Annotated in this window: 8 protein-coding genes; all 8 read right to left on the reverse strand. The window is 38.2% G+C overall.

What is annotated here, in order from left to right; genetic code table 11:
* Window positions 1–2,465: carbamoyl-phosphate synthase large subunit (carB, locus tag OCV43_RS08440; RefSeq protein ID WP_262623842.1), on the reverse strand; the 2,465-nt coding region annotated here is incomplete at its 3' end.
* Complete coding sequence (locus OCV43_RS08445; RefSeq protein WP_262623843.1) at window positions 2,465–3,535, reverse strand: carbamoyl phosphate synthase small subunit; 1,071 nt, start codon at window positions 3,533–3,535, stop codon at window positions 2,465–2,467. The genes carB and OCV43_RS08445, both read right to left, overlap by 1 nt.
* Window positions 3,536–3,797: 262 nt before the next feature.
* Window positions 3,798–5,174 (reverse strand): aldehyde dehydrogenase, encoded by a 1,377-nt coding sequence (locus OCV43_RS08450; RefSeq protein ID WP_262623844.1) that lies wholly within the window; start codon window positions 5,172–5,174, stop codon window positions 3,798–3,800.
* Between the two features lie 488 nt (window positions 5,175–5,662).
* Window positions 5,663–6,952 (reverse strand): ComEC/Rec2 family competence protein, encoded by a 1,290-nt coding sequence (locus tag OCV43_RS08455; protein ID WP_262623845.1) that lies wholly within the window; start codon window positions 6,950–6,952, stop codon window positions 5,663–5,665.
* Between the two features lie 426 nt (window positions 6,953–7,378).
* Complete coding sequence (locus OCV43_RS08460; protein WP_262623846.1) at window positions 7,379–7,645, reverse strand: hypothetical protein; 267 nt, start codon at window positions 7,643–7,645, stop codon at window positions 7,379–7,381.
* A gap of 405 nt (window positions 7,646–8,050) precedes the next feature.
* The gene (locus OCV43_RS08465) at window positions 8,051–8,962 is read right to left on the reverse strand and encodes a hypothetical protein (RefSeq protein WP_262623847.1); all 912 of its coding nucleotides are present in this window, start codon (window positions 8,960–8,962) and stop codon (window positions 8,051–8,053) included.
* Window positions 8,963–9,272: 310 nt separating this feature from the next.
* Window positions 9,273–11,519: a protein kinase domain-containing protein gene (locus OCV43_RS08470; protein WP_262623848.1), complete on the reverse strand. Its 2,247-nt coding sequence runs from the start codon at window positions 11,517–11,519 to the stop codon at window positions 9,273–9,275.
* A gap of 140 nt (window positions 11,520–11,659) precedes the next feature.
* Complete coding sequence (locus tag OCV43_RS08475; RefSeq protein WP_262623849.1) at window positions 11,660–13,705, reverse strand: DUF4263 domain-containing protein; 2,046 nt, start codon at window positions 13,703–13,705, stop codon at window positions 11,660–11,662.
* Window positions 13,706–13,788: the final 83 nt, after the last annotated feature.

The following is a 13,788-nucleotide window of genomic DNA, read 5'->3' on the forward strand; positions in this document are numbered from 1 at the left end:
AACTGGATGTTAATCAGTCCTACTACATGTAATGCCTGTGCTAACCGCTTGGTATATTCTACCAGCATTTCTCTTACTTCATCACTGATAGTCGGTGCCGGATATACGGAAATACTGTCTCCGGAATGTACTCCGGTACGCTCGATATGCTCCATGATACCTGGAATTAAAATATCTGTACCATCGCATACGGCATCTACTTCGATTTCCTTACCCATCAGGTATTTATCAACCAGAATCGGGTGATCCTGAGCAATACGGTTGATGATTCCGATAAATTCTTCAATCTCTTCATCATTGTATGCAATCTTCATACCCTGTCCGCCCAATACATAGGAAGGACGAACCAGTACCGGGTAACCCAGACGGTGTGCAACTTCTTTGGCTTCTTCTGCAGTAAATACAGTTCCGCCTGCTGCTCTTGGGATTCCGGTCTTCTCTAAGATTTCATCAAAGAGCTCTCGGTCCTCGGCAGCATCTACATCTTCTGCCTTGGTTCCAAGAATCTTGACACCCATCTTCATTAAGCTTTCGGTCAGCTTGATTGCGGTCTGTCCACCGAACTGAACAACAGCTCCGTCCGGTTTTTCTAATTTTACAATTGCCTCAACATCTTCCGGTGTCAACGGCTCAAAATACAGTTTATCTGCAATATCAAAGTCTGTTGATACAGTCTCCGGGTTGTTATTTACGATAACTGTCTCCCAGCCTTCCTTGGCAAATGCCCAGGTGCTGTGTACGGAACAGTAGTCGAACTCGATACCCTGTCCGATACGGATTGGACCGGAACCTAATACCAGAACTTTCTTCTTCGGTGTTGTCTCTTCTGCTTCGTTTTCACTGCCAAATACAGAATAGTAATATGGAGTGGATGCTTCAAACTCTGCGGCACAGGTATCAACCATCTTAAAGGCTGCTACGATACCATTTTCGTAACGCATGTCATGAATTTCTTTTTCACTCTTTCCAGTAAGATCTGCAATGACTTTATCCGGGAATTCCATACGTTTTGCTTCTTTTAAAAGCTCTACGGTAAGTGGTTTTGTCTTTAAATCCTGCTCCATCTCAACTAAGATAGCCAGTTTGTCAATAAACCATTTATCAATCTTTGTAATCTCATGAATTTTATCATAAGATACGCCACGGCGCAGTGCTTCTGCAATGACCCAGATTCTGCGGTCATCTACTACATGTAACTGCTCCTGTAATTCCTCATCAGAAAGCTTGCTGAAGTCATAGGATAAAAGACTGTCTACATGCTGCTCTAAGGAACGGATTGCTTTCATCAGGGCACCTTCAAAGTTATTGCAGATACTCATAACTTCTCCGGTTGCTTTCATCTGTGTTGTTAACGTACGTTTTGCAGTGATGAATTTATCAAATGGAAGTCTTGGGATTTTTACTACGCAGTAGTCTAACATCGGCTCAAAACTTGCATATGTCTTTCCGGTAATTGCATTCTTGATTTCATCTAAGGTATAGCCCAGTGCAATCTTTGCAGCAACTTTTGCAATCGGATATCCGGTTGCTTTGGATGCTAATGCAGAAGAACGGGATACACGAGGATTAACCTCGATAACACAATATTCGAAGGTTTCCGGATGCAGTGCATACTGTACGTTACATCCACCGGTAATATTTAATTCGGAAATGATATTAAGTGCAGAAGTACGCAGCATCTGGTACTCTTTATCACCTAATGTCTGGGAAGGTGCTACTACGATAGAGTCTCCGGTATGTACACCAACCGGGTCAATGTTTTCCATATTACATACAGTAATACAGTTTCCATTGGCATCACGCATTACTTCGTACTCGATTTCCTTCCAGCCTGCGATACAACGTTCTACCAGTACTTCTCCGACACGGCTCAGACGAAGTCCGTTGGATAAGATGTCGATAAGCTCTGTCTCATTATGTGCGATTCCGCCGCCGCTTCCTCCTAAGGTATAAGCAGGACGAAGTACAACCGGATATCCGATGGTATTGGTAAATTTGATACCATCTTCCACATTGTGTACTACCTGGGATGGTGCACATGGCTCACCGATTTTTTCCATGGTATCTTTAAATGCCTGACGATCCTCAGCCTTAAAAATTGTCTCAGCAGTTGTACCAATCAGTTTGACACCATGTTTCTCTAAGAATCCGGATTCTGCTAACTCCATACCAAGGTTAAGACCTGCCTGTCCACCTAAGGTAGGAAGGACGCTGTCCGGTTTTTCTTTTATGATAATCTGCTCTAATACTTTTGCAGTTAATGGCTCGATATAAACTTCATCTGCAATATCCTTATCTGTCATAATGGTAGCAGGATTGGAATTTACCAGAACAACTTCGATTCCTTCTTCTTTTAAAGAACGACATGCCTGTGTTCCTGCATAGTCAAACTCTGCAGCCTGTCCAATGACAATCGGACCTGAACCAATTACTAATACTTTTTTAATATCTTTATTCTTAGGCATTATTTCGTTCCTCCCATCATCTCAATAAAACGGTCAAAAAGGTAAGCAGAATCCTGTGGTCCCGGACATGCTTCCGGATGGAACTGTACGGTAAAAATGTTCTTTCCGACATACTCTAATCCTTCGTTGGTTCCATCGTTTACATTTACAAATGCCGGTTTTGCAATTTTCTCATCCAGGGTATTGGTATCTACTGCATAACCATGGTTCTGGCTGGAAATGTATACACGGTTGGTCTTTAAATCCTTAACCGGATGATTTCCTCCACGATGACCATATTTCAAATGATATGTGTCTGCACCGGTTGCAAGTGCCATCAGCTGATGTCCCAAGCAGATTGCAAAAATCGGTGTGTCAGATTCATATAATTTACGAATCTCTGCAATAATCTCCTCGCACTCCTTCGGGTCTCCAGGTCCATTACTTAACATGATTCCGTCCGGATTCGTGCCTAAAATTTCTTCTGCTGTGGTATGTGCCGGATAAACGGTAACTTCACAGCCTCTTTTATTTAATGACTGGGCGATGTTTCTCTTAGCACCAAGGTCTAACAGTGCTACTTTTTTGCCCTTTCCAGGCAATACGCTTTTCTCTTCACAGGTTACTTTATCTACCACATTTCCTGTGGTGTAAGCCTTTAATTTTGGAATAATCTCATCCAGATTGTAATTCTCATCTGTTGTAATCATTCCATTCATTGTTCCCTTTTCACGTAAGAGCTTGGTTAATGCTCTGGTATCAATTCCTGCAATTCCAGGTATATCGTATTTTTTCAGGAAATCCTGAATGGTTCCTTCACAACGGAAATTACTTGGCATTCTGGATAATTCTCTTACGATATATCCATCTACCCATGGACGTCCTGACTCCATATCCGGTGTAATTCCATAATTTCCAATCAAAGGATATGTCATTACTACCGCCTGTCCTGCATAAGATGGATCTGTCAGTACCTCTAAATACCCTGTCATCGACGTATTAAATACGATTTCACTGATGACTTCCCGTGTTGAACCGATGCTGGTTCCGGTAAATACATTGCCATCTTCCAATATAAGAAAAGCTTTCATTTGTTCACCCTGTCCTTTCTATTCTTCCGATACCTGCGCAAAAAAAAAGAGTCAGTCATCTCTTTTTCCTTCCTTTTGCATAAAAAATGCACCAAACCTGCACAGTCTACCTAAATTGTAAAAATTCTACCATATCGGGAAGGTTTTTTCAACCTTTTTCGCAAAACAAATAGTCACTAAGTTTGATGCATATTTATCCATTTTTTATGCATTTTTTCTTTTTCTTTTATTTGAGTTTACATAAATATATTTTCTGAGAATACTATTTCAATAACTTTTTCAGGAGTGGCAGACGTTTCCCATAAGGTGGATAGCGGAATGGAATGTCCAGCCAGTTGCCCTTTTCCATGATGCTCTTTTCCCGGCTGAAGGTCTCATAGCTATGCTTTCCGTGGTACGCTCCCATGCCGCTGTTTCCTGCTCCGCCAAAGGGAAGCTTCTCATTGGACAAATGAATAATGGTATCATTGATGCAGCCGCCGCCAAAGTTCACCTTGGAAATCACCGTTTTCTTTACCCTGCTGTTTCTTGTAAAAAGATACAGTGCCAGTGGCTTCTCTTTCTTCTGCAATATCCGGATTACTTCTGCCAAATCTGAATATGCAAATACCGGAAGAACCGGTCCAAAAATTTCTTCCTGCATTACCTTACTTCTTCCTGTAAGTCCGGCAAGAAGCGTCGGCTCTATTTTCAGCGTATCCGCATCCATTCTGCCACCGGTTATGATTTCACCATCCTGCTCTAAAAGCATTTTCTTAAGACGATTGAAATGTTTTTCATTGATAATCTTTGGATATTCCGGATTCAAAAGCGGCTCATCACGATACATTTTCCGGATGTAGTGCTTCATTTTGCGAAGCAATGGTTCTTTTACTTCCTCCTGTACCAGCACATAATCCGGCGCTACGCAGGTCTGTCCGGCATTTAGAAATTTGCCCCAGACAATTCTTCTTGCCGCCCGCTTAATGTCTGCAGTTTTATCCACGATGCAGGGACTCTTGCCGCCCAGTTCCAGTGTAACCGGTGTCAGATGTTTTGCTGCCGCTTCCATCACTACGCTTCCCACCGCAGGACTTCCGGTGAAAAAGATGTAATCAAAACGTTCTTTTAAAACAGCTTCATTTACTGCTCTTCCTCCAAGAAGCACTGCCACATATTTCTCATCAAAGATTTCCCGTAACAGCTTAGCCAGCACTTTCGCCGAATGCACAGCATATTCCGAAGGCTTTACTACAGTACAGTTACCTGCTGCTATAGCACCAATCAATGGAATTAACGTTAGCTGCACCGGATAATTCCACGGTGACATAATAAGTACGCTGCCATAAGGTTCTCTGTAAATTGTGCTGACAGACGGAAAATGCACGATTGGCGTGCCTACCCGCTTCGGTTTGTCCCACTGTTTCAAATGAGCTATCGTATCAGCTAATTCCCTTCGCACAATTCCAACCTCTGTCTCATAGCCTTCAAAGGGTGCTTTCGCCAGATCCTTCTGCAACGCCAGTAACAGTTCCTTTTCATGCCTGATTACTGCTTCTTCCAACCGCTTTAGCATGGCAATGCGAAAGGCGAGCTTCTTTGTCTCTCCTGTATAAAAATATTTATGCTGTGCTTCTAAGATTTCCTCTATTTCTGACATTTGTTTCTCCCTGCCGGTTGATCCTGTTTCTTCTATAAATAATATCTTCTATATTATATAACATTCCGGGGCTGTCGTATACACTTTCTGACAAACTTGAAAGGACTTGAACTTGAAAGGAAGCCGCATCTCTGCAGCTTCCTTTCTGGTTTGTTAATGAATATCTTTTTTCTATAGGAGTACGATTATTTCACATTAAATGCTTTCATTCCAGGATATACCGCGCTGTCACCTAATTCCTCTTCAATGCGGAGTAACTGATTGCGGTATATTCTGTACCAGCCTTTGGAAGCTTATAGTATCCTTTTCCTTTTTCACTCTTCCACCCGGAAGAATATTTCTTCCGGTGAATATGGATATTGCCGTCTCCATATTCCAAAGGAGTCACTATGATTCACGTGGAGTTAGTTGCCACTAACTTCGTTTATTGTATACTAACCAGCCAAAAAGTGCAAGGGGCTTGGCGATTCGTTTTTCTCATTAAATTTTTACTGTGGCGGGTTACATCTTGAGCATGGTGTCAAACCCATGTTCTTCGTCTCTGACAGAGTCACCTCATGGTCACTCTTTTTCAAATACGAGCAGCCTGCCGAATGATATTTTGAACCGGTGTCTGTAATATGTACCATAACGGAATTGCTGTCACTATTTGAACTGCCGGATGCATCTGCAGCTATACCTGCATCACTGCTGCCTGATGATGTAGTGCTGTCTGCTGTGGAATTATTTGCTGTACTATCACTACTTCCGGTCGGTTCTCCTGCTTTCCAGCTTTCTGACGGTGAGCAGTTCCAGGTGATATCATTTCCATCCGATGTTGCTACAATCGTACCCTGCTCATCGGTACGGAACACGGATATGCCGGCTGCCCGCAGACGGTTCAGCACCTCTGCATGAGGATGTCCGTATTTATTGCCTTCACCGGCACTGATTACCACATAAGTCGGTGATACCTTATCCAAAAAAGCCTGACTTGTGGCTGTCTTGCTTCCATGATGCGCCGCCGCATAAACATCTGCGGAAATATCAATTCCATTATTTAAAATGTCCTCTTCCGCTTTTTCTTCTGCATCTCCGGTAAAGAGGAAACGGTTGTTGCCGTTCTGCACCAGCACACCCACCGACCAGTCATTCATGTCATTTCCATAGTCTGCATTTGGCGCCACAATGGTAAAGGTTGCTCCTCCCAAAGTATAAGTCTCTCCAACTACCGGATAAGTAGTCTGATAGCCCTTGGACTTCATTGCCTGCACCACATCATCATAGGTTCTGGTGTCATTTGCCACATCCGGCATGATAATTGTATCGCAGTCAAATTTATAAATTACTACATCCAGTCCTCCAATATGGTCTGCATCCGGGTGCGTTCCTATGACATAATCCAGTTTCTCTACACCCTGGCTCATAAGATAGGACTGTACCATTGTTCCTTTGTCATTATTGCCGGCATCTATCAGCATGTAATGACCATCACAAGCTATCAAGGCAGCATCGCCCTGCCCTACATCTATGAAATGCACCTGCATCTGTCCGGCGGAACTGCTATCTGTCTTATAGGTATTACTGATGACTCCCTCGGTAACAAAATCCTCCGTATCACCACCAGGCTCTGTATTGCTTTCTGTCTCTGTTTCAGTCTGTGCTTCCGCGGCAACGGAACTTTCCCTGTCAGGCTTTTCTTTCTTATTATCCGAATGATTGCCGATTGCTCCGGCTATCATCAATACGAAAATAATAACTGCAATCCATAATTTCTTGTTTCCGGATTTCGATTTCATTTTCCTAACTCCTCCGTTTTTCTTAAAATTTCTTTTCTATTATAATACATTTTGGCAAGAAAAAACAGACGTAAGGGGGACGTCTGTTTGGATCCTAAATTTTTAAATTCTGCGAGTAGTAAACAAGTATACTCGGGCAACTTATACTCCGTAAAGTATATATTTATATGTATTTCCGATTTTTTTAATAATTCCCTTATTGGTAAGTGACTGTAATATAGAACAAATATCATCTTCTTTTATGGTACACATATCACAAGCGTCTCTATATTTGCATGTCTAACATTATTTGTCGGAGAACTTTTGCATTTTCACTTTCTGCCAACAGCATTGCCATATTAAGAAAAGCCTTAAAATCAAATATTGCTATTTGAGGTGTTCTATTGCTAATGTTCCCGACATTTATGTCGGGAACATCCTGAGCTATTACACAATCCATGAATTCTTTAAGTTTTTTCCCTTTAAAATCTCATATCCATTTGCAGTAATTTCATCAGAATTGTCGCTAACATATCTCTCAATTGTTCTCACATCTACGTTAAAATATGTAGCCACCATTGATTTTGTAAATCTTAATCGTCCATCAAATATAATACCCTGAATACCTGTCTGATTTTGAATTTCATTAACTGCTAAGTCATTATTCAAAATATTTTGTCTATCAATTTGAGAAGTTGTTAAATCTTTTGACATTCTCACACTTCCTTTGCTTTATATTTACAAATTACAAGAAAATCTTTTGGGCATTCCGGCTGTCCGCCTTTCTCAGATTTTGGCTTATTATAGTTCTCTCTTTCTATAATGCCATGCTTCTGCTTTATCTGTGCAATATACTTCTTTATCTCCTCATAAGTAGCCTGTCTACGCTCCGCTCCGCTTCGGTCCGTGCTGAGCAAATGTTCCCTGAACCTTTAGTGCCTCTCAGCTGCCGTTAAATCCATCTCGTCCATGTCAAGTCTCACATTCACATGCTACTTCACCTCATGGAGTTTCAACAACATGCACACTGTCTCAATATTCCTCTGAACCTTGATTTTATACTGCATAGCGAAAGTATGCAATAGATTTTCAAGGTGGGGTAATGGTTTTATCCCCATATCACGAAATAAAATTCAAGATAACATACGGATTACTTTCATTTGATATTTCTCTAATTTTTTCTTTTCTTCCCATATACAAAAAATTCATAATATCATTAAATTCCGTTGTTTCCAAATCATCTCCTATTAATATTCTTCTTGATTTATAATGTGGCAATGCACTTTCAAAATCCGAATATAACACACCTCTACTGTTAACCATGTCTCCGACTTCTGAAATCTTCATTTTACATAATATGTACATATTAGCAGGTGAATTATTTCGAATAAGTTCAGCGAACTCTATGCCTTCTTTTTCAGCTATCTCATTAAAGGCTTTTTCCGTCACTGTTCCCATCTTGATTAGTGCGTTCTTCTCTCTTTCAACCCATTCAGTTGCCTCATCAACACTAAAAGCTTTCACAGTTGCCAAAACCAACTTATCTATGACCGAAATATTATCCGGATATTTTTTATATAAAAAACTTAACACCTTATAACGTATTATAGGTGGCAGCATTGAAAAGGAATATAACACGTCATTTCTTGATCCAAATTCGTATTTTTCAAAATAGCTTATCAGCAGATATGATAGCATATCAAATAAACCATCTACCACATTATCAAAATCCTCTGAGTCAAACCCCTCTAAATATTGCGTATGTGTTGACTGATTTCCTTTGCCACGAACAGTTTCTACAGCTGCTTCAATGAATTCATGGTTAGGCAAATTTTTTATTCTATTTTGAATATTCTTTGCTCCTAAAGTTACTGCCTTATTTGGATCAATATCTAATATTTTTCGAATAACAATCTCTGCATATTTTCTAACAAAAGATATTCTTCCGCTAACGGAAGTATCTTTATAAAATGTATCTCCGATTAAATCCGCAACTAAACTTTGATATGCGTTATTATTAAAATTGCTCATTAACTTATCCTCCTTATCACAAATTTACTTTTGCGAAAAAGTATCCTTTCGCCAAAATGTATATTTTCCATTCTCCAAAGCCTATCCCCTGGGGTAAACCTCCGGTTATATCATCACTCTGCGGAAACAGAAACACACATCCATTTTTCTTCCGAAATCGCAGAAACCTTTGATTTATTGGTTTTTTCTCGACAGAAGGCAGACTGTTTCGACATGCGGTGAAAGTTACTTCTTATACTAAATAGCGAAACTATTGCCTTTTGCGAAAAGGTTCATACTCCACCTAGGGGGATAAATTTTACCCCACGCACTATTGATAGTATTGCTTTATTTCTGCTAACATCTTTTCCGCATCTTCACATTGATCATAATAATCAACGTCATACCTTTGCCCTGTACGCAAGTGATGTAACCAACCATCAAGCATAGCCAGATAGATTTCACCTACATCATCCAAATTCGCGTATTGTCCAACATAATTATTTCGAGCATCATAACTCTCTTGAGACACTGGATATCGATAACATTCATAATGTAAATCACTATCTATTAACTGGGCATATCCTTCTTCATCAATAACCAATCGGTTATTCCTAAAGTCATTTCCTGCTCTTAATACTTCTTTAATTTCTTCTTCAGTAAATATATGTGATGGAGGTTTTATCCGAAACAGTTTTATTGTAAAATAAATACCCATTTCCTGCCATACTATCCCTGATTCACTGCATATTTTTTTTATATAATCTTTCATTTCAACAATAGCCTTAACTGCTCCGTTAAAATCTGTAAATAAATATTTCCCATCCTTGCTTACCGGATATGGTATAACATCTTCTTCACAAATATATCCTGTCTCCGCCACATATTTTCTTGCACCAAAAGTTCCACCATTTATATGAAACATAATAGCAAATTCCAACTTACCATCATTTTTATTATTATTTTCATCACAAATATCTTTTAAGCACCATTTATTCCAATTTTCTTCGATAAATTTGTCAAACTTACAACTTTCTTCTATTCTCCTATGGGTTTCTACATCCTCTTTTTCTTCTTTAATACTAAATGGATTCTTCTGGTAAATGCTTGAAAATTTAGTAAAATCTTTCATCATATAATATGATTGTCTCATGGTTCCAATATAATGTCGAAATTCCATACTGCTCATTTTATTATGCCTTGCATCATAAGTTCCAGAGATGTGATTATATACAGATTGTTTTGAAAAGATAACAAACGAGCCATTCAAAAATCTGTCGACTTGTCTGTGTCCTTTAGGAAACTCTGTTCCATCATCATATCTTCCATAACTTGCCAGATTGCTCTCTATATAATGTCCCGGAAAATCTTCTATCAATGACTCACGACAATCCTCATATATCGCATTAGAAATAGGTTCTATTGGTTCTAATTGTAATCTAAAATAACTCCATCTATAATCTCTTTTCCCGTAATTTTCTAATTCCAACCTATACGGTTTAAATATGTAGTTACAACCTCCAGCTACCAAACAGATACATCCTTCTTCGTTTGCGTATTTTGCCGATTCTACATCCTGTCCCCCTCCAGTTGGAAAAAACATATGATTTAGTCCAGGCATACTTCCTATATCATTTAAAATTTTTATAATAGAATCTATATCTCTCCACTCAGCATGTAATGGTACTGTTTTAGGAAACAGCCTATTCTGTAAATATTTCCACTCACTATAATTGCTCTTTTGAAAATTGCTTACTACCTCTAACCATTTTTCAAGTGTTGTCACAAAAGTTTCCATACTAGGTCTCAATGACGGATCGTACTCTGTTGCCTGCTTTAATAGTTCTTCCAATTCCACTAAATGTTCCTTTTTATACCTCTTGTCATTACGCAGTCCAATTATCGCATCATCTTCTTCATATCTACCTTCAAATCCATGATCTACTCCAGTCAATACAATCCATAATGTTTTTGCAAGAGAATACACATCTGCCTTTTTACCATCAGCATTTTTTGCATTATATCTCATTTCAGGAGCCATTGTAGCCTTTGGACCAACTGCTTCTTGAAGCGACGTCAAATCTCTCTTTTCAGGATAGTCAACTAAGCCAAAATCTCCAAGACAATACTTACCATTGTAAAAGTATATATTTTTCGGTTTTATATCTCGATGAACAATATCTTTTTTATGTAACGCTTCCAAAGTTCTTGCCAGTTCCAAAACACAATTCACTTTATCTTCAAGACTTTTCACTTCCTTCAATTTATCTTCAAGGGGTATAGCAATTGGCATTGCGTACCAATATTTTTTTATTTTTTCATCAGGTAATCCGTAAGAAAAAATAGGAATAACCCCTTTAATTTCATCTTGAATCCCAACTACCATCTCCGTCTCAATCTTAAAACGTATTCTCTTTTTTCTATTCCTTTTTACCGCCTTTTTTCCGTTACCACTTTCTTCTCGAAGAATTTTGATCGCGACCTCTTCACCTCTTGCATTCTCCGCAACAAAAACGTTGGCATTTCCACCACCATCCATCCTTCTTATTATTTTATATTCGCCCATATACTCTGCCATATCTAAACCAAGCTCTCCTGTCTGCAACTTTGCTTTGATATTTTCACCTTCAATTCTTCCGCCTTCTAAATGTTCTTTTTCTTTTAAATGGGTAGTGCCAATTAGAAATGTCTAATTGGCACCATGACTATACATTAACCCTATTCGTTTAACAACTTGGAATTTAAAACCTCATTTACTTTCGGATTAAACAATTTGTCAAAAAGAATTTGATTCCTCTGTTTAGCATCTCTTACTAATTTATCATAAGATATTACTTCAATATAAGCACCTCTTGTCTGATTATATCCAAAATAACCATCTCCATCCGGAGTCAATATAAGACCAGCATTTACTGCATCCTCTCTCATGGAATCTGTCAAATCAGCAATCACATAACAATAAAAAGCTGTATTACTTACATTTACAAATGGTCTGCCATTTGGACGTTTTGCTTTTCCCTCTTTTATGTTTTTAACATATCCAAGCACTTGATTAATCGGATTTTTATCATCATCTTTTAAATCATTTCTATTCGGCTTTTTAAATTCAACAATAGATATTGAATTAAAAAAATCCTGATTATCAGAAAATGAAAATGCTTGATCAAAAACAGCAATGTCCATACGCTTTTCGACCGACGTATCTAATACTGGCAATGACTTCATCAACTTATCAGATGCCAAAAAGGTATGATATGCTAACCTATCATCTATAATCCAGAGATTCATCTCCTCAAACTCAATTTCATCAGACGTATACCGCATTGGGCAAATAATAGAATGCAAAGTTTCTTCTGAGCAATACCGGTTATCCTCTTGAATTTCTATTGCCTTTTCTAATAAATCCAATATTGCTTTTCGTCTAATAACATATTCTGACAAACTTGATTTACTAATTTCAGTAATTGAACTGCAATATTCATTGAATATTTTACTAAAGTTTTCTCTGTCAAATTTACTGTCTTTTACCTTCTTTTCTATCTCTCTGCCTTGAGAATGAATTTCAGTCTCCCATTTTTGTGTGGCAGAATGTAATTCTAATTCCAATTTTTCTTTACTTAAATTAGCAGGAATCTGATCATACAATTCTGGTTTTCTATTTAATAAATAACGATATTGAGGCTTTTCTTTCTGAACGTATGAATCAATAAAGTCTCTTTTTGCATCCTTTATCTTTTTTAAATCATCAATTAAATAAGCCAGAATATACTCTTTTGCAATTTCAATGAGTTCTCTTTCTGATACACTCGCAAAAAGTGTATCCTCTTCTTCAAAATCAAAAGCCGTTCTGTTAAGGTTTACGTTTCTATCCAAATATTCTCCAGTCAGATATCCTAAGTAATAAAACGCTTCCCCCTCATCCGTTACAATTCTTTTTTGCAAATCGGTAATATATTGACTTAAGTCATAGGATTTAACTTCTCGTTTACTAGCACAAAAATGTAGTTCGTGCTTCACAGCACCTTCTGCCATTCTGATATGATACAATGAAAATTTGTTCCCATCTTTTTCAAATTCATCCCGGTGTAACGAATCCTTTATTGTATTGTCAAAATATTTGTTCAAATCATAAGTCCCTCCCAAACTATCCCTCAATACGATATGTGGACAATTATCCCCCAAAAAGTATGGTAAACAATGCTCTATAACTTTTTTTGCTAAAGCCTCCAACGACAATGGTGCCTTTTTCCTATATTTCAATATGAAATTAGAAAGCGTAACAACAGTCTTATATTCTGAGATACTACTCCCCTCTACATTTTCTTCCGGCTCAACCCCATTATCTGCTGAAAACTCAAATTTTCTTTTTAGCCATCTATTTTTTTCGCAATATACGCTTTCAATATTAACCTTAGTAAATGCTTTCAGCCATAAAAAGCGACCTATTCCCTTACACCCCTTTGAAACTTTCAAATTGGAATAAGCCTCCAAAAAAGAGTTATAATTAATAGAATTAAAGCCTTCTCCGTTATCAATTACCTGAAATTCATAAAATGGATTTAACTCTTCATTTCCATCCATATTCACTTGCCTATCTTCTAAGCGATTAGCTAAAATTGTTATCTGGCCATTTTGAGAATTTGTTGACTCTTCAATCGATTGAATAGAGTTTACAACGGTTTCAAAAAGAGGCCATAAAGCCTTGTATTCAGGCAACTTCACTTCATTTAATTGACCTTTTAAGTTAAACCTAAAATTATTCAAAATCTGACCTCCTTCATAAAGTGCATTTTTATATAATATTACCACAAACTCCTGCACTTTACTAGACGAAAGAGCAAGAAGAA

It is taken from the genome of Roseburia amylophila, assembly GCF_025567465.1.
GTDB lineage: Bacteria > Bacillota > Clostridia > Lachnospirales > Lachnospiraceae > Roseburia_C > Roseburia_C amylophila.

What these genes read in the sequence shown, in the direction of transcription:
- OCV43_RS08445 (WP_262623843.1), bottom strand. Translation starts at nt 3,535, where the DNA reads ATGAAAGCTTTTCTTATATTGGAAGATGGCAATGTATTTACCGGAACC.
- OCV43_RS08450 (WP_262623844.1), bottom strand. Translation starts at nt 5,174, where the DNA reads ATGTCAGAAATAGAGGAAATCTTAGAAGCACAGCATAAATATTTTTAT.
- OCV43_RS08455 (WP_262623845.1), bottom strand. Translation starts at nt 6,952, where the DNA reads ATGAAATCGAAATCCGGAAACAAGAAATTATGGATTGCAGTTATTATT.
- OCV43_RS08460 (WP_262623846.1), bottom strand. Translation starts at nt 7,645, where the DNA reads ATGTCAAAAGATTTAACAACTTCTCAAATTGATAGACAAAATATTTTG.
- OCV43_RS08465 (WP_262623847.1), bottom strand. Translation starts at nt 8,962, where the DNA reads ATGAGCAATTTTAATAATAACGCATATCAAAGTTTAGTTGCGGATTTA.
- OCV43_RS08470 (WP_262623848.1), bottom strand. Translation starts at nt 11,519, where the DNA reads ATGGCAGAGTATATGGGCGAATATAAAATAATAAGAAGGATGGATGGT.